The organism is Geomonas diazotrophica (genome assembly GCF_018919385.1).
Taxonomy (GTDB): Bacteria; Desulfobacterota; Desulfuromonadia; order Geobacterales; family Geobacteraceae; genus Geomonas; species Geomonas diazotrophica.
In genome coordinates, this window is the sequence record NZ_JAHLMF010000012.1 from 57,168 (window position 1) to 73,698 (window position 16,531).

Consider the following 16,531-nt stretch of genomic DNA (forward strand, 5'->3'; position numbering starts at 1 on the left):
GAGCGCTCTTGGGGGCGCGCCGAGCGGCCGGCGGCGGTTCTTTCCGTTGTGGCGCGGCCAAGCCGTCGACCCGCGCCGGTTTTGCTGGTTGACACCCGTCTTCCCGGCGGTGTATTACAGAAGAGCAGGCAGCATCAGGGGGTATCACGTGAGCAAGGACAAGGACGAGCGCAAGAGGTCGCACCTCAGGCTCGTGGTGAATAACGCGGAAAACAGGAGTTCCAGGCCTTCGGCTGCCGAGCAGGAGTTCGTTCCGCTCGAGGAGTTGATCGCGAACCGGGACCTGTTCCGTTCCGCCTTCTACCGCGGCATGGGTAGGCTGCAGACCAAGGGGTACCAGCAGTTGGAACGCTTCCTTGCCAACCGCGGCGCTCCCTACGGGATCGATCCGGTGCACGGCAAGGTGATGGTGCTCCCCGCGGGGGACGTCTCCCCCGAGGCGCTGGAGTACGGCTCGCCGCAGGACGAACTGTTGCTGAGCATCACCGAAGACGCCGGCGGTTCCGGGCTTTGCTTCTCGCTGGAGATGATCCTCCCGTATTTCAGCGAGGACGACGCGGTCATGGAGGAAGCGCTCCTCTTTGCGCCCGTCCTGCAGTACGGCGCCCTGTTCCTGGAGGAGAACCCCCACGACGGGATGCTGGACCTGATCTACCGCCTGGCCGTGCCGCTGTTCCCGCCGGTGCTCACCACCCGCCTCGCCGAGCGGATGTTCTCCATCTTTTCCTTCGAGCTCAAGGAAACCTTCCTCGCCCTCTCCGACTACCCAGAGGGGTAACCTCGCCTCCATTTCCCCGCTCTTCCCGTCAAACTCCTGCCCGCTACGTCACGGTGACGCCCCCGGGGCGAGGCGGGGAGGTCTTTAACTGTTGAAAACTTTTGCAGATCCTGATATTTGTATTTCCTGATATGTGTACGCTGGCAGTCTGTGCGGAAATTGAGGGTAACCGCATGGAAGCGCGTAGGCTTTCCGTAGGCACAGGCGCCGTTAAAGTGCCTCTTTATCCCCAACTACGATCAGGATCAGGATGCTTTCAAAATGACGATGTTGTCTTTTGCCTCAACGGCGTTAGCTGTCCTCGCCCTTTTCTGCTGCAGCCCGGCTCTTGGCGCAACCTGTACGGCGACCCAATGTCATGCTTCCCTTGCCGCGCTCCAATATGCCCACGTCCCCGTCAGGGATGGAGACTGTTCCGCCTGTCACACGTCGAAGGGGAATGAGCATCCCGTGAAGGGGGGGAAGAGCTTCGAACTGGCTGCCAAAAGTGAAGGGCTGTGCCGGGATTGCCATGACGGCATTGGTAAGAAGGCGATGGTCCACGCCCCGGTCAAGGAGGGGGAGTGCCTCGGTTGCCACGAGCCACACGGCGCGGCGCAGCGCTTTCTGCTCGAGGTGGGGGAGGACCGCACGGCGCTTTGCCTAAACTGCCACGACGCAAAGCCCTTCAAAGAGAAGTACCTGCACGGGCCGGTGGCGCTCGGTTTCTGCAACACCTGTCATGATCCTCACGACTCCGGGGAGAAGGCCCTCCTGAAAGGGAAGGTGCGTGACGTTTGCCTCAACTGCCATGCCGACTTCGGCACGCGGATGCGGCAGGCCACGGTGGTGCATCCGCCGGTGGCCAAGGATACCTGTACTGCCTGCCACGATCCGCACGGGTCGCCCTACCAGATGTTCGTCAAGAACAAGCTTCCCGATCTCTGCACCGGGTGCCACAAGAACGTCGGCAAGGTCGTCGCCTCGGCCAAGGTGCCGCACAAGCCGATGCTCCAGGAGGGGGGGTGCCCCAATTGCCACTCCTCGCACTACGGCAAGGCAAAAGGGATGCTCCTGGCGGACCAGAAGGCGCTTTGCCTTGGCTGCCACGGCACCGATACCCTGGGAAGCCCTCCGCTCCGCAACATCAGCAGGGAGCTCGACGGCAAAGCCTTCCTGCACGGCCCGTTGCAAAAGGGAGACTGCAGGGCTTGTCACGACCCGCACGGGTCCAACTATTTCCGACTTCTCAAGGGGAACTATCCGGAAGACCTTTACTTCTCCTATAAAGACGGGGCCTACGACGCCTGCCTGAGGTGCCACGAAAGGAACCTGCTCAGGTTCCCGGAGACCACCATCTACACCAAGTTCAGAAATGGCAACCGCAACCTGCACTATCTCCACGTGGTGGCGCGCAAGGGGCGCACCTGCCGCATCTGCCACGAGCCGCACGCAAGCGACGGGGTGAAACTGATCAACAAGGAAGGGGCGCAGTTCGGCGGGTGGAAGATCCCTCTGCATTTCGCGATCACCCCAACGGGCGGGAGCTGCGCTCCCGGCTGCCACAGGGAATTCAAGTACGACAGGGTCAAGGCTGAAGTCTACAGGTAGCCCTAGCCTCCCGGCCCGCCCGGGGCAATGGCAGGCAGCGCCGTTTCCCAAGGGGCGCCGGGCACAGCCTGTCTCAAACGGGACATTCGAATCCCTTTAGAGGCCAAGATGGCACTGGGAAGTTGCAGGCGTCGTTATCGCAGGTTGAAAATCGGAGTGTCAATGGCAAGGGCTCTAGGTCTAGGTACCAAATTCGTAATGATCACCTTCGTCATCGGGGTGTTGCACGGGTGCGATCCCATCACGGTGCACAAGATCAGCACCACGATTTTGGATGGCGCCCCCAGTATGCCGCCGGCGGACCAGTACTGTCAGGAATTCAACAAGAAGGATGCGCCCGGGGAACACTCTGCCGTGAAGAGCACCGCAGGCGGGATCAAGAAGGATATGGTCAGCAGTCACCCTCCCTATAAGGAGGCGCGCTGTTACGACTGTCACGACGGGAGCACGGACAAGGGGCTGATAGAGCCCCCGGACCGGCTCTGTTTCGTCTGCCACCCAGACATCAAGAAAAAGTACTTCGTGCACGGCCCGGTCGCTACCGGCGCGTGCCTACAGTGTCACGACCCGCACTCCTCGCGCGAGCAGGCGCTGCTCAAGGTGGAGAAGAAGAAGCTCTGTTTCGTCTGCCACAAGGAGAAGCGGATAGCCGAAGCCATGCACCAGAAGGTGGTCGACAACGGAATGGCCTGCACCGATTGCCACGATCCCCACGACGGGGATGTGAAATATTTCCTCAGGTAAGCGCGTCCCCACAGAAGACGCGTTTCCTTTCCGTACCCCTATGTCCTTGCCCCTAAACCGCTTTCAGGTCCAGTCGGGGCTGTCAATGAAGAGTTCGTGCGACACGGTGTCCTGCGCTAGTCTTACCGAATTGCAGAGTTCGGCTTTCCCCGGGACGAGTGGTCATTAGTACTCTTGAGGAAATCTGTGACTCCAGGCGTTGTTTCTTGCTAAATAGATGATCCTCACCGGCCCACAGAGGACAGCTTCGTCTTCTCCCCGCAGCCCTGTTTGGCAGAAAGGGCATTCTCCGTTTTTCTCCACGTAAGTTAAGGGGACTTTGCTCGCCCTCTCCCACTGCACCGAAAGGTTTTGCCTGTCACCTCGCCAACGGTGTGCCCTATGCTGTTCTAACTCTGCGCATCCCCCTGTTCGGATTTTTTCTCAGTTAAAGTAGCGGGTTACCTTCTGACTGGTCAGTAGGTGTTCAATTGCTGATGGGTCACCATGGGAGATACGACAGGGAAAAGAACTTTAAATCGGGGTCTTACGCCAGGTTGCTGCTTGGCACATCCATTGCTCATGTCATTGCAACGCCGGACTGACGAAATTCACGTTGGAGGTCGACCATGAAAATTCGGAACAGACTCTTTTTGTTGGTGTTTTTTTCTCTGGTTACAGTTCAACCAGCCTTAGCAGATTTCGACTCTGCTTTGAGCGCTTTTCGTCAGCAACGGTATGCTGAAGCTGTCGTAGAATTCAAAAAGTGCGATTCCGCCAAGGCGAACTTTTACTTAAGTCTCATGTATGGGATGGGGTGGGGGGTTACGCAAAGTAGAGAGGAGTCGGCAGCTTTCCTGCACCGTGCAAAAAAGCTGGAACTGATGGAGACCAATCAGATAGCATCGCTCCCGCGATAAATGTATGGGATCTACCTAAGGAACAATCTATCCTCCATTTTCGGGTGGGGCGGCAGCCCCACCTAACCCTTCCAGTAATTGGCCATGTATAAAAATTCGAACCCCGCCCCAGCACAAACAAAGTTGTAACGACAGCGCCCAATATTTCTCTCGCCACTCTCGTCAATGGCTGTATCACGAAAGTCCCCTCTCGCTAATGTCAGAAAAATAATTTATGAAATTATAAATGTTTTTTGACAGTTTACGGCTGTTGTGATATACGGGACCATTAGATTTTTTAGTTAAAAAGATGTTGTGAAGCCTGAGCGCCAAAGTTTTATCCACAGGGAATAACGCTCACCTTCCCTACAACCTGCTGAACTGACCAAATATAATTTTATGCAAAGGAGGGGCATCATGTCCGTCAGGCGTCTCCCCATGGAGCTTGTTCTTGGAGCTTTAGCTTTGACTGTTCTTATGGTCGCCGGTTGCGACCAGGGGACTGCCTCCCTTACCGGATCGACTGGCGGTCAATCCGTCACGGTAAGCAAGGTGACCACCAGGGTGGCCACCAAGGACGAAGTTGGAACCCTGCCCTCCCACGCAAAACAACGGCTTTCGGCCCCGCCCGCGGTAGCCGTTTTCGGGATGATCTACATCGATGCGAGCACCGGGAAAGAACGCATCTTCGACGGCAAACTCTGGGTCCCGCACGACAAAACCGTGGACAGCTTCTACGCCGCACAAAACGCTGCGGCCAGCGATACCAAAACGACCGCGAAAACTGCGGCGTCCATGGTCCAGGAAGACGTTTGCACCGACGGCGACCCCGCGTGCACCCCTTCCGGCGCCCACGGTGGCCCCGGCACAACCCCTGCCGGGCATTACGCCTACGGGTGCGCGGTCTGCCACAAGGTTGGCGGGGTTGTCTCGTTTGCAAAGAACGGCCCGGCCTTCGCGTCCGGGCTTCCCGCTCCCACCTACAACACCTCGACCAGGACCTGCTCCAACGTGGCGTGTCACGTCGTGAGCGGTTCGTTCAGCTACTATAGTTACAATTGGGGGAGTGATCAGTATGATCTGGTAACAGTTACCTACGGCGGTTTGACCCCCCGTCCGACGTCATCGTGGTTCTCCACCGGAGCTGCCGGGTGCACCGCCTGCCATGATGATCCGCCCCGCAGCGGTTCCACTGGCAGCAACACCTGGCACAGCGGTTACCATGGTAACCAAGGTCCGACTGGGGAACGCAACCAGTGCCAGTTCTGCCACCCTGACGCCTCCAGTCCGGGTAACGGTATCGGCGACACGATAACCAACAAGTCCTTGCACGCAAACGGCGTCGCTGACGTTTCGGCAACGTTCACCTCCGCCTGTTTCGACTGCCATTGAAGCAGCGTGGCCCGATTTTTTAAACCGGTTTTCCGTGGATCTTTTTTCAATGGGCGAAGCATCGCCGTATGGATTTTTAGGAGAACTTGCATCGGAGTGTCGTTAGAGGGGGCAAACCCTCAACGGCGGCAACCGCACCTCTGCGGAACACGCTGCAAAAAGGAGGACTCATGTCCAGCAAATGTGTGAATCCGACTAGCCTTAAGCGCACCCGTTACGTTTTCGCGTTGGCCCTGTTGCTGGTCTCCGGCTGTGGCGATGTATCCAACGTCACTCAGGTGACTACCGATACGGCCTCTACCGAAAAGGCGATACCGGCTACCACCGTCGTGGACGTCAGCAAGCTCCCCGTGAGGGCGCAGCAGAGGCTACCCGCCCCTCCTCCTCAGGCCGTGTTCGGTATGATCTATTTCGATACCACGATCGGAAAAGAGTTCATATACGATGGCAAGATGTGGGTACCACATGACAGCACCGTGGACAGCTATTACGAAAAGAAAGCCAACGCGGTTCCCAAAACGGCTGCCCTGATGGTCCAGGAAGAGGTCTGCGTGGATGGAGATCCTTCATGCACTCCGACCGGTGCCCATGGCGCGCCGGGACTGGCGGTAGCCGGTCATTACACGTTCGCCTGCTCGGTGTGTCACAAGGTGGGTGGCCGACTGGTTTTCGACAAGAGCGGCCCGGCCTATGTGGCGGGCAAACCTGCGCCCAGCTACGACGCGAGCGCCAAGACCTGTCTCAACGTGGCATGTCACAACGTGTCTGGTACCTTTAGCTACTATACATATGATTGGGGGGCCGACGCCTATGTACTCACGACCCTCACCTACGGCGGCGGAGTCCCACATGCCACCCCCTCCTGGTACTCGACCGGTCCCGCCGGTTGCTCAGCCTGTCACGACGATCCGCCGCGAAACGGTTCCAACGGGAGCAACGCCTGGCACAGTGGCAAGCATGCCAATCAGGGCCCCACAGGGGAGGCCAACCAGTGCCAGTTCTGCCATCCGGATGCCTCGAGCCCAGGCAACGGCATCGGCGATACCATCACCAATCCGAGCCTCCATGCCGACGGGGTGGTGCAGGTCCAGGCGACCTTCAAATCGTGGTGCTTTGGTTGCCACTAGTAACACTGCCGTCCCCATCTGAAAAAAAGAAGGGCAGCCTTTTCCCCGGCTGCCCTTCTCTGCGTTTAAACTAAGCCTGTAGGCGGGTTGTCAGGGGGGGGGCATTCCGCATCACTCTGCTCACCAGGGTTCTCCAGAACTACTAGTTGATCTCAGGACGCTGCCCGTCCCAATCACGGTTGTCGAGAAGCCGATTGACGACGTATCATTTTCTTAATGAATGCAACAGCTCTTGGAAACCCGGAGATGAGCGTATGGGGTCAAGGTCCTGGTCAGTCTCTATAGCGTCCGGACTCGAAAAGCCGTGATTGACTGCCTTGCTAAGGTATAGGATGGCTTCTTCAGGTTTTCCTTGTTGCGCCTTAACGCAGGCAAGGTTATAGGCTGTCACCGCATCGGCCGGGTTTTGTGACAATGCAAGTGAAAGATGCCTCTCTGCGTCATGAAATTGCCTCGTTCTCAAACAAATAATTCCGAGATATTTCAGGGCTTGTATCGAATTTGGCTGCAACACAAGTGCTCTCTCCAGGTTCCTCTTTGATTCCTCGAGTTCTCCTGTTTCATAGTAATTCATACCTAAATCTAAAAAAGCCTGCGCAAAGTTGGGATAGTAACTGGCTAACTTGAGAAGGTACTGCCGGCTTTGAAGTGGCAAGTTCTTTGCCTTGTACAGCGCAGCCAGGTGCAGTAGGGTGTCCGCATGCCGGGGGGCAACTTTTAGCACGTCCAGGTACAGGGGCAGAGCTGCATCCAGGTTACCAGCGTTTTGCAGCGCTTGCGCCTTTCCATACAGGGCCACAGGGTGTTTTGGAGCTTTGTCGGCAGTATCTGTCCATAGGGTCAGATCATTCTGCCACACTTTAATTCTTGCAGATGTCAGGAGGACCAGAATCGCGGTGATGGTCGCCGCCATCGGAATAGCAGCCTGGCGAGGCAACTTGCTACTGATGATCAGTCTGCCTAGCAGCGGGGCTGCACCCAGCATTGGGAAGTACAGATACCTGTCGTTCATCAGGGTTGTAAGTGGAATGATCTGTGAGACAGGCAGGAGCCCGATGAAAAAAACTGCGTACCAGAAAAAGAGATCTCGAGAACGCAAAAAGAGAAAAATGCCGATACATGCCAAAAGGGCACAAATTGTTCCCCCGAGTAGTACCGCCGAGTCCAGGTGCACTCTTAATACAGGGTCGTATACTGCGCTCAATCCGGTTGGCCAAAACAACAGCTTGAGATATTGCGGGAGCACTGTCAGCATGGTGAGGCCGGTGACTAAAGCAGATCCCCCATGGTACCCAACTCTGCCCCCTCCTACCCCAGGGATGTCCCCATGTGCCTGGTATTGAATCGTGATCCATGCCATTGCCGTGGCAGCAACAAGAAAAGGCGCCTTATCCTGTAAGGTTTTGCGCCATGATGATTGCTGTATGGTGCAAATGTCATAAAGCATGAAGATGCAAGGCATGATCACTGCCACCGACTTGGAAAGAAGAGCCAGGATGAAACAGGCGAGACTGATCCAGTAGGCTTTGCTTACGTAAACCTTCTCATGTTTTCTGGCCTCGATGTAGCTTGTAAAAGAAAGAAGCGAGAAGAACATCGCAAGCAGATTTTTTCTTTCGGAAATCCAGGCTACAGATTCAACTTGTACTGGATGCAGCAGAAAGATAAAAACTGAAAGCAATGCTGCCGGTTTATGCCAGTTCATGTTGGCAAGTAAACGGTACAGCAAAATTCCGTTCATGATGTGGATGATGATGTTGCTTAGAAAATATCCCTTTGGATTGCTCCCCCATATTGAGTAATCAAGCATGTAGGAAATGATGTGAACCGGAGCAAAGTTGCCCGCGTAATTGGTGGTGAAAGCCGTTAGAACATGCGCCAGCGAAAGGCCTTTGGCAGCTTCATTTTGGGTAACGTACATGGCGTCATCCCAGAAGATCTGGAAATTATGGTGCAGAATCGGTAGATAGACGGCCAACGTGGCAAAAACTATAATGAGCATCGGTGCTAACCGGAACAGTGGGGACTGGTGAGTGTTCTTCATCTGTACCTCAGGTTAGTGTGGTGTGGGCGTGGCGTACGGGATGGGCCGGGGATACCCCATGAGCTAAGAGATGTCGGTGGAGTTCCTGCAGAAAACAAAGTCTCGATTCTACAGGTTGCGGCAGTGATGAAGAGATTGTTAAGACTAGTTTTAATGACGTAAAAGCCGCCGTCTTGACTACAAAGAATAGGTTTTACTGCAGAGGGACTTGTCTGGTTTCCCGCTTGGGCTGGAGTTCCCTGAACTGGATCATTTCGCGTTTAAGACGTTGTGCTGCATAGAACTCTGTCCGGCTCATTGTCTTGGTGATGGAGTCTCGTTTCGCGGCCGCATCAGCCATTCCGTTCAATGCCGCGAAGTCCAGCCATACATATGCCTTGACCAGGTCCAAAGCTCCGCTGTCTGCATGGCTGTAAAGCAGCCCCAGGTCGTACTGAGATTGGACGTGTCCTTGTCTGGCCCCGATTTGGTACCACTTAAGCGCCTCCTGGGTGTTGTCATGGCCATTGTGATGCTTGTCAAAAAGGCTTCCAAGCAAATATGCAGCTTGCACATGACCTAGTTCGGCGGCTGCCCGTAACAACACAGCAATCTCAGACTTATTGCAGTCGTTAGCTTTACCTGAAATTTCCGTGGCCGTCTCGAAGGCAGCAGCTGCGGAGCCTTTAGAACGAGCCAGTGCCTGCCACCGGTTTGCAACCCTAGAATCGACTGGCAAAGCCTTTCCGGCCAGGTACAGCCTGGTCAGGCATTCCTGTGCCTGGATATGCCATTTTTCAGAGGCTTTCCTGTACCATTTGGTTGCTTCGGCATAGTTCTGCTTGAAGCCGCACCCGTACTCGTACATGATCCCGGCTATGTATTGCGCCTCCGTGTCCCCCTGCAATGCGGCCTTTTGAAACCAAAGGGCGGCATTCACCATGTCTTTTCGGACCCCTTTTCCTGTCAGGTACGCTACCCCGAGGTTATACTGTGCCTCCATATTGGACTGCCGCGCCGCAATGCAGAAATTGTTGAAACCTTCGGTGAAATTGAGGGTGATGTGCTGCCCCTTCATCCGGTCGACTCCCAGGTTGTTCGCAACCGCAGCATCGCCTGCTTCAGAAAGCTCGGAGTAGTATGCCCCTTGCTGGGTACCGTCTGCGGCCTGGTCGTTGTGTGAAGAGGGAATTATTGTTTTGCGAAATTGAAGTTGAACTGAGTCGTTAACCGGCTGGCAGGAATTTTCTGCGTCGGCTCTTGCTCCAGGTGCAAAAAAGACTGAAGTCACCACTATTAATGACAGTACTATTGTGGCTTTCAAAATAGTTGCACCTTTGCCCATTGATCGGGCACGGAAAAGTGAGTTACATATCATGGCAGCGAACGCAGTTTTCTTCGGTGGTAAACGCGGTGTAGTCATTGTGGCAGGCACCACAGGATTTGCCGGCGTTCATCTCGTACATGGAGACGCGCGGCGTAACGTAGTTGAGCGGGAAGATTTTTTGATGGCAGTCAGTGCATTTGTAGGTCTTGATGTGATACCCGTGGCTGAACGTTACAGGCCCGGCTCCCTGCACTTTCATCAGGAGATCCCCGGCAAGATGACACCGATAGCATTGGACAAGGGGAAAGATTTTCCCTCCTCTGTGACAAGCCCCGCAGGATTTGCCTTGCTCCATCTGGGCCATGGTTACCTTCGGGTTGCGTCCGGTTTTAAAGAGGCGGGTATGACATGCATAGCATGAAAGGGTTTTGGTATGCGGCGCATGCAGGAAGTTTACGTCTCCCACCACCGGAACAGTGAAGGTGATGGGGCGGATCGAATGGCAGCGCCCACAGGCGGCAAGGGGGAAGGCGACTTTTCCGTGGCAAGCTCCGCACGATTTCCCCTTCTCCATTTCGGCCATGGTTACCGGGCGTGTGCTCTTGGTCCTGTAGAGCTTTTCGTGACAAACCTTGCAGTTGTCGTTGACCAACGCCGTTTTAGTGTGGATTTCATGGCTGAAAACGACATCGCCGCCGTGCTCTGCCTTGAACACCACATCGAAGACGTCCGACCCAAAAGCATGGGAGGTAACCACCGCGGCAAAGACCATGAAAAAAAATAAAATCCATCGCATAGAATATCATCCCGGGCGCTCTGTCATCGGACAGCATATCAGCGAATTATCTATAGCTTACGGCGACTTGGTTTGTCAAGAATTGGATTGTAGCAACGGGAATGAAATGGGAGGGAATTTACACGCTTAGGCTGGATACGGGTGGACCAAAGCCCGACTTTAATATCGGGCTTTGGTCGCTCTTTCTTACTTGAACGTTGCGCTCTCGATGATTGCGGGGTAGAAGTAGCCACTGCCGAAGTCTTTGTCTTTGACCATTGTACCGGTTACGGTAACCACCGTTCCGGTGGAAGGGAGGTCCTGGTTAGTGGTCACGGTCAGGTCGTTGTCCTTCGCCGCAGCGCTGCCGGATCCGTCCTGGATGTGGATCCAGTTCTTGCCCATTATACCTGCGGAGGTCTTTACGACCTTCCCTTTCACCGACACCTGCTGCTTATTAAGGGTCGCTTTGTTCTTGAAGACCTCGCTCACCTTGTACATCTTCGCGGAGGGGGTAGCTTTGGTATCTGCGGCATAAACTGCGAGCGGCAACGCAAGAACGACTCCCAGAGCGACTGCCTTAGTAAAAACCTTCATTTTTTTCTCTCCTTATTTTGTGGGGTGCGGGCATCTCCTGCCTCTGGGTGCGATGCCCCGATCTTCAAAAACAAAAAATTACTCCTTAGGCGGCACGTGCTTTATTCGCAGATGAGGGATTCCTTTTCACAGGTATTGATGCAGATGGTATTCCCCTCATTGTCCAAGTAGCAGCGCTTCTCGATGAAGCCGCACTTCCTGTTGCAGAATACAACTTTTGGTGGTTTCGGTGCAGGGGTCTCTGACGATGCGCCTGTCGCAGCTAGGTCGGGAAGTACGGGTTCCGGCAGGGGGAGCGGTTTCTGAACCGTGTTTGTGGTTTCCTTTGCCAGGGCTTCCCCGCTTTCGTCAACGATTGATTTCTTGTCGAATGAAACCTTCGCTTTCCCCGATTGCAGTTGTTCGATTATGGCGATACGGTCCTTTGGAGGTTCGCACAGGCCGACTGCAGGCACAGCAAAAAATATTGCCAGCAATATCAAGGTATGGAAAGCTGTGGTCCGCATGGTTACCCCCTTGGGCCCCTATTCGTGTTTTGGTCGATACTATAACTAAATTGCCGCACCGGTTCAATCTAATTCGGCTCCCCGTAACGGTGAGCAATTTTCGCTAGGCAGGCCTTTAGCCGCCTGCTATTATGCCCGCAGCAGTCAGACCGCGTGATACAGAAGGGGATTTGATATGTTGAATGGTAAGAAAATTGTGGTGGTTATGCCCGCTTATAACGCAGAGAAAACCCTTGAAATGACCTACCGCGAGATACCCCAGGAAATCGTTGATGAGGTCGTTCTCGTCGATGATGCCAGCCGCGATCGCACGTCCGAGATCGCAAGGCTGATCGGCCTGCACACCATCGTTCACGCCACCAATAAAGGATACGGGGGGAATCAGAAGAGTTGCTACAAGGCGGCGCTGGAACTGGGGGCGGATATTGTCATCATGGTGCATCCGGATTACCAGTACACCCCCAAGCTCATTCCCGCCATGGCATCCATGATTGCCTATGACGAGTTCGACGCAGTTCTGGCGTCTCGCATCCTCGGGACCGGGGCCCTGGAAGGCGGCATGCCATTTTACAAGTACGTGGCCAACCGTTTCCTCACCCTGTTCGAGAACCTCATGCTCGGGCACAAGCTCTCCGAGTACCATACTGGGTACCGTGCCTTCTCACGCGATATCCTTGAGAAGTTGCCGCTCAGCGCCAACTCGGATGACTTCGTTTTCGACAACCAGATGCTGGCGCAGATTATCTGGAGCGGGTACCGGATCGGCGAAGTAACCTGCCCAACCAAGTACTTCGAGGATGCCTCCTCCATCAACTTCAAGCGTAGCGTCATCTACGGCCTTGGTGTACTGAAAACCTCTTTACAATTCAGGCTCCAGAAGCTCGGGCTTTTAAAGTCGCCTCTTTTCCCCTAATGCCAATAAGCGGTTCGGGCCGCCCCTTGGGGGCGGCCGGCCATCCTCACCGACCGGCCGGTGGCGGTGTCGTTACCTTCCTGGCAAGGTCAAGGTTGCGCTTGGCATTAATGTTAGAGGGGTTTAGTCGAAGAGCCTCTTCGAACGCTTTTATCGACTGTTCCCGCTGTCCGAGTTTCCCATAGACAATGCCGAGGTTGTTGTGGAGTTCGTCGTACTCCGGGATCGACTGCAGGCAGCTCCGGTAAAGCTCCAGGGCCTTGTCGTACCGCTTCTGCACGAGGTAGACGTTTCCGAGGTTGAACCGCGCCATGACGTCCCCCGGCTGAAGTGTGAGCACGGTTTGGTATTCGCGTATTGCCTCGTCATTCTTTCCCTGCTGCTTCAAGACCACCCCAAGGTTGTTATGCAACTCGAAGTCATTCGGGTTTATGCTGATTGCCTTTTGCAACTCCTGCCGGGCTCCCTCAAGGTTTCCTGCTCTAGCGTAATACAGTGCGAGATTCTGGTGGGGTCTCACCTTGCCCGGGCTCTTCTTGGCGGCATCACTCCAAAGACTCATTTCGCTTTGCCATACCGTATTGCGCGCGCCGGTCGCGACCGCCAACCCGAGGATAATCGCTGCGGCGAGGAGCCCGCTGCTGACCTTGCCAAGGGAGAGTCTTTCCGCTATGGTCTTGGCGCCATGGGCGAAGATGAGTATGATTCCTATGCTGGGAAGGTATACCCGGTATTCGGCTGAGATTTCTCCAAGAGGGATGATGCTCGACTCGATGGAGAGACCGATAAAGAACCAGGCAAGGCCAAAGGCGATGACGGGGGGGGCAGCTTTGCGCCTGAGCAGCCCCGTTGCGGCCAGTGCGAGCAACGCGGCGATCAGCAGCAGCGAAACCGCGACGGCAGGGGAACTGATCGAGTGCTGGATAGCGAAATCGTGGTCGACGTTTTGCCCGACTGGAAAGAGGAGCAGCTCGAGATAGCGGACGATGACCCGGGACTGTGTCAGCAGGTAGTCCATGCGTGATATGCCCGATGAGTCAGCCGCCGTGATAGTGCGCATCGTGCTGTCAACGGCCCCCAGTTGGCCCCGTTGCAGGAAAACGAGCGCCGGGATGATCGGTAGGGTAAGGGCCAATGGGGCTGCTTTTTTTATATGCGTCGAGATCGAGCCGGGGTAAAAGGTGTATTCAAAGAGCAGAATCAGAAAGGGCAGCGTGAAGGTGAATTCCTTGCAAAGCATGGCGAGGGCTGCGGAGACGACCGACACCACGAGCAGTACGGTCGACTTTTTCCCCGTTACAGCGTGGCGCGAGGTCGTATAGCTGTACAGTGAGCACAAAGAGAAGAAGGCAGCCAGCAAGACAAAGCGGGAGGTTACGTAGGTGACCGCGTGGGTCTGGATCGGATGGCATAGAAAGATTAATGACGCGAAAAGGGCGACCTGTGAAAATGCCGCGCCGCGTGGGGCGTCCTGCTCCCTCCGGCCGCCAAGGGCGCGGCTTAGCACCAGATATACCAGGAACGCGTTGAGTATGTGCAGCGTCAGGTTGACGGCGTGATACCCGAACACCTCCAGACCGTGCAGGTGATAGTTGACCGCAAGAGACAGGTAGCCAAGCATCCGGGTCATGAAGGCGAAACGCAGGGCTGGAGGAATTCCTTCCGGCGACAGAGATGTCCCAGCCGTTATCTGGTGTGGCGAGAGGAAGGAACGGAAGTCCCTGATTATCGGGTTGTTGACTACATAGGCATCGTCGTCGAACTGGAACGGGACATGAAAGGTGTTGGCATAGGCTGCCAGAGCGATGATGGTGAAACTGACAAAAATGAAGACATTCTTGCGGAATTCAGTCGACATGGGTAATCCTTGTAAGGCTGTTTCTGGAGGGGTGGCGAGTCTGTATAGCACAAAAAAATTGAATTGTAAAAGGGCCGTGGTTGGCGTAAACTCCCGCACGGCGCCTGCTTAGACTACTTCGTGCCTGTACCGCCTTGCCTTGGAAAATATCGTGATCGAAGGAGTGACGTATGAGACACATCAGATGTGGCGTCATCGTTGCGGGTTTGCTTTTCGCCCTGTCGACAAAGCCGGTCTTCGCCGATTTCGAGGCGGCGGAGAGGGCGTTGGAGAGGGAAGACTATGCTGCGGCCCTTTCCCTCTACATGGCAGACGGCAGTCCACGCTCTTTGAACAGCATTGGAGTCATGTACTACCGGGGTGAGGGCGTTGACAAGGATTTGAGGCAGGCGAGCTTGTGGTTTCGCAAGGCTGCGGAGCAGGGGCTTATGGAAGCACAGATCAACCTCGCCCAGTTATATGAGATGGGGGAAGGGGTCGCCCAGGATCTGGACGAAGCGGTGACCTGGTATGCGAAGGCTGCCGAACAAGGGAGCGAGGAGGCACAGCATGACCTCGACCGCTTGAGGCGGCAGGTTGAGAGCATGAAAATCCGGTGGTACCGCAGTGACGCCGAACGTGGCCATGTAATGGCCCAGTACAACCTCGCTACAGCATACTTCTACGGCGAAGAGGTGAAACAAGACCATCGCGAGGCCGCTAAATGGTTCCGTAGGGCTGCGGAGCAGGGAAATGCCCAGGCGCAATTCCGCCTTGGGGCCATGCTGGTTTCCGGGGATGGTGTCGCACGAGACGACGTCGAGGGGGCCCTCTGGCTGAGCAAGGCGGCTGTGGCGGGGCACGGAGAGGCTCAATTCCAGATCGGAGAGTGCTTCCTCAAGGGGACTGGTGTCCAGCGCAACCAGGCCACAGGCGTCGAATGGTTGAGGAAAGCGGCGGCCCATGGGAATCCGGATGCCGTCACCGCGTTGAAAGCATTGGGGCTTTGACCGTGCCCGCGGCCTTCACCGGAATGATCGGCCGGACCGTATCCGTTTCCGCCTTGGTCCTGTTGGCAATGCTCACCCCCTGCAGTGCCTCTTTTGAGGAGGGTGTCGCGGCCTACAGCCGCGGAGATTACCGCTCGGCGCGTAGCGAATTCGTGGCTGATGGCAGCCCCGAGTCGCTCTTCTATCTCGGGCGGATGGCCGAACTGGGGCAGGGCGAGGCGAAAGACCCTTTGGCTGCGCGTCGTTACTATGAGGAAGCGACCAGCGGCGGGTTTGCCAAGTCCAGATCTTCACTGGGGATAAGAGGTAGATTTTACCGGGCGGCTGCCGAGAAGGGCGACCCCTACAGTCAGACGAAGCTGGCAACGATGTATCTCTCGGGAGATGGAGCGGCCCTGGATCTCAAGGAGGGGGAGCGCTGGTTGCTTGAGGCGGCTGGCAACGGATACGCTCCGGCTCAGTACCAGCTCTACCTGTTGTACCTCCCCCGCAGCGGTGGTGGCAGTGATCTGGAGGCCGGACTGAAATGGCTGCGTCAGGCCGCATCTTCCGGGTACGTGGAGGCTCTCACCGCGCTCGCTGAACGCCACTACAGCGGTGATGCAGTTAGTGCGGACAAGCCAGAGGCTGCACGCCTGTATATGGAAGCCGTGGTCCTTGGTTCCGTTGCCGCTGCGTACAACCTCGGCACGATGTATTTCTCAGGCGATGGCGTTCCTGTTGATCACTGCAAGGCTCTACGCCTTTTTGATTTCGGCGCCCGCAGGGGAGACCCCGAGGCGCAGGCAATGCTCGGTTTCTTCTATGACAACGGGTGGTGTGTCAGCCAAAGCCGCCATGCAGCTGCGGCTTGGTATGAGCGGGCGGCCAAGGGGGGAAGCGTGCAAGGGCAGTACAACTTGGGCGTGATGCTGATCAGGGGAGAGGTCGGTAGGACCGACCGGGATGCCGCCCTGGCACTGTTCGAGAAGGCGGCGGCAGGCGGCAGTGCTGAGGCCCGCGAAGCGATAAGGCAGCTTAACCAAAGGTAACGG

General features: G+C 55.9%; 15 protein-coding genes. 9 read left to right on the forward strand and 6 right to left on the reverse strand.

Features of this window, described 5'->3' with window-relative positions; translation table 11 throughout:
* The first annotated feature begins 148 nt into the window (after positions 1-148).
* From KOM00_RS14265 to KOM00_RS14290, 6 genes are all read left to right on the forward strand, one after another.
* Positions 149-778, forward strand: coding sequence for a hypothetical protein (locus KOM00_RS14265; protein WP_216499601.1), 630 nt, complete (start codon positions 149-151; stop codon positions 776-778).
* A gap of 267 nt (positions 779-1,045) precedes the next feature.
* Entirely contained in the window at positions 1,046-2,368 is a 1,323-nt protein-coding gene (locus KOM00_RS14270; protein WP_236026982.1) for a cytochrome c3 family protein, read from the forward strand.
* A gap of 162 nt (positions 2,369-2,530) precedes the next feature.
* Positions 2,531-3,112 (forward strand): cytochrome c3 family protein, encoded by a 582-nt coding sequence (locus KOM00_RS14275; RefSeq protein ID WP_216499603.1) that lies wholly within the window; start codon positions 2,531-2,533, stop codon positions 3,110-3,112.
* Positions 3,113-3,720: 608 nt separating this feature from the next.
* Positions 3,721-4,011, forward strand: coding sequence for a hypothetical protein (locus tag KOM00_RS14280; RefSeq protein WP_216499604.1), 291 nt, complete (start codon positions 3,721-3,723; stop codon positions 4,009-4,011).
* A 396-nt stretch (positions 4,012-4,407) separates the two neighbouring features.
* On the forward strand, positions 4,408-5,382 hold the full coding sequence (locus KOM00_RS14285; protein ID WP_216499605.1) for a cytochrome C: 975 nt from the start codon (positions 4,408-4,410) through the stop codon (positions 5,380-5,382).
* Positions 5,383-5,552: 170 nt separating this feature from the next.
* Positions 5,553-6,509, forward strand: coding sequence for a cytochrome C (locus KOM00_RS14290; RefSeq protein ID WP_216499606.1), 957 nt, complete (start codon positions 5,553-5,555; stop codon positions 6,507-6,509).
* Between the two features lie 205 nt (positions 6,510-6,714).
* Here KOM00_RS14290 and KOM00_RS14295 read toward each other — a convergent pair whose 3' ends face one another.
* The 5 genes from KOM00_RS14295 to KOM00_RS14315 all read right to left on the reverse strand — a co-directional run bounded on the left by KOM00_RS14295 (position 6,715) and on the right by KOM00_RS14315 (position 11,737).
* Complete coding sequence (locus tag KOM00_RS14295; RefSeq protein ID WP_216499607.1) at positions 6,715-8,553, reverse strand: tetratricopeptide repeat protein; 1,839 nt, start codon at positions 8,551-8,553, stop codon at positions 6,715-6,717.
* A gap of 193 nt (positions 8,554-8,746) precedes the next feature.
* Complete coding sequence (locus tag KOM00_RS14300) at positions 8,747-9,877, reverse strand: tetratricopeptide repeat protein (RefSeq protein WP_216499608.1); 1,131 nt, start codon at positions 9,875-9,877, stop codon at positions 8,747-8,749.
* A 22-nt stretch (positions 9,878-9,899) separates the two neighbouring features.
* Positions 9,900-10,655 (reverse strand): cytochrome c3 family protein, encoded by a 756-nt coding sequence (locus KOM00_RS14305; RefSeq protein ID WP_216499609.1) that lies wholly within the window; start codon positions 10,653-10,655, stop codon positions 9,900-9,902.
* Positions 10,656-10,841: 186 nt separating this feature from the next.
* A complete protein-coding gene (locus KOM00_RS14310) occupies positions 10,842-11,231 on the reverse strand; it encodes a hypothetical protein (RefSeq protein ID WP_216499610.1) in 390 nt (129 codons plus the stop codon).
* 101 nt (positions 11,232-11,332) lie between these two features.
* Entirely contained in the window at positions 11,333-11,737 is a 405-nt protein-coding gene (locus tag KOM00_RS14315) for a hypothetical protein (RefSeq protein WP_216499611.1), read from the reverse strand.
* A 175-nt stretch (positions 11,738-11,912) separates the two neighbouring features.
* Between KOM00_RS14315 and KOM00_RS14320 the strand changes: the two genes are divergently transcribed.
* On the forward strand, positions 11,913-12,650 hold the full coding sequence (locus KOM00_RS14320; RefSeq protein ID WP_216499612.1) for a glycosyltransferase family 2 protein: 738 nt from the start codon (positions 11,913-11,915) through the stop codon (positions 12,648-12,650).
* Positions 12,651-12,696: 46 nt separating this feature from the next.
* Here the strand turns inward: KOM00_RS14320 and KOM00_RS14325 are convergent, their stop codons facing one another.
* A complete protein-coding gene (locus KOM00_RS14325; protein ID WP_216499613.1) occupies positions 12,697-14,508 on the reverse strand; it encodes a tetratricopeptide repeat protein in 1,812 nt (603 codons plus the stop codon).
* A 170-nt stretch (positions 14,509-14,678) separates the two neighbouring features.
* Here KOM00_RS14325 and KOM00_RS14330 point away from each other — a divergent pair, with 170 nt between their 5' ends.
* Both KOM00_RS14330 and KOM00_RS14335 read left to right on the forward strand, forming a co-directional pair.
* Positions 14,679-15,497, forward strand: coding sequence for a tetratricopeptide repeat protein (locus KOM00_RS14330; protein ID WP_216499614.1), 819 nt, complete (start codon positions 14,679-14,681; stop codon positions 15,495-15,497).
* Positions 15,428-16,528 (forward strand): SEL1-like repeat protein, encoded by a 1,101-nt coding sequence (locus tag KOM00_RS14335; RefSeq protein ID WP_216499615.1) that lies wholly within the window; start codon positions 15,428-15,430, stop codon positions 16,526-16,528. Before KOM00_RS14330 ends, KOM00_RS14335 begins: the two co-directional genes overlap by 70 nt.
* The last annotated feature ends 3 nt before the right edge of the window (positions 16,529-16,531 follow it).

Coding starts and splice junctions, on each gene's coding strand:
- KOM00_RS14305 (WP_216499609.1), bottom strand. CDS start 10,655: ATGCGATGGATTTTATTTTTTTTCATGGTCTTTGCCGCGGTGGTTACC.
- KOM00_RS14285 (WP_216499605.1), top strand. CDS start 4,408: ATGTCCGTCAGGCGTCTCCCCATGGAGCTTGTTCTTGGAGCTTTAGCT.
- KOM00_RS14280 (WP_216499604.1), top strand. CDS start 3,721: ATGAAAATTCGGAACAGACTCTTTTTGTTGGTGTTTTTTTCTCTGGTT.
- KOM00_RS14325 (WP_216499613.1), bottom strand. CDS start 14,508: ATGTCGACTGAATTCCGCAAGAATGTCTTCATTTTTGTCAGTTTCACC.
- KOM00_RS14315 (WP_216499611.1), bottom strand. CDS start 11,737: ATGCGGACCACAGCTTTCCATACCTTGATATTGCTGGCAATATTTTTT.
- KOM00_RS14290 (WP_216499606.1), top strand. CDS start 5,553: ATGTCCAGCAAATGTGTGAATCCGACTAGCCTTAAGCGCACCCGTTAC.
- KOM00_RS14275 (WP_216499603.1), top strand. CDS start 2,531: ATGGCAAGGGCTCTAGGTCTAGGTACCAAATTCGTAATGATCACCTTC.
- KOM00_RS14295 (WP_216499607.1), bottom strand. CDS start 8,553: ATGAAGAACACTCACCAGTCCCCACTGTTCCGGTTAGCACCGATGCTC.
- KOM00_RS14320 (WP_216499612.1), top strand. CDS start 11,913: ATGTTGAATGGTAAGAAAATTGTGGTGGTTATGCCCGCTTATAACGCA.
- KOM00_RS14300 (WP_216499608.1), bottom strand. CDS start 9,877: ATGGGCAAAGGTGCAACTATTTTGAAAGCCACAATAGTACTGTCATTA.
- KOM00_RS14310 (WP_216499610.1), bottom strand. CDS start 11,231: ATGAAGGTTTTTACTAAGGCAGTCGCTCTGGGAGTCGTTCTTGCGTTG.
- KOM00_RS14335 (WP_216499615.1), top strand. CDS start 15,428: ATGGTTGAGGAAAGCGGCGGCCCATGGGAATCCGGATGCCGTCACCGC.
- KOM00_RS14270 (WP_236026982.1), top strand. CDS start 1,046: ATGTTGTCTTTTGCCTCAACGGCGTTAGCTGTCCTCGCCCTTTTCTGC.
- KOM00_RS14330 (WP_216499614.1), top strand. CDS start 14,679: ATGAGACACATCAGATGTGGCGTCATCGTTGCGGGTTTGCTTTTCGCC.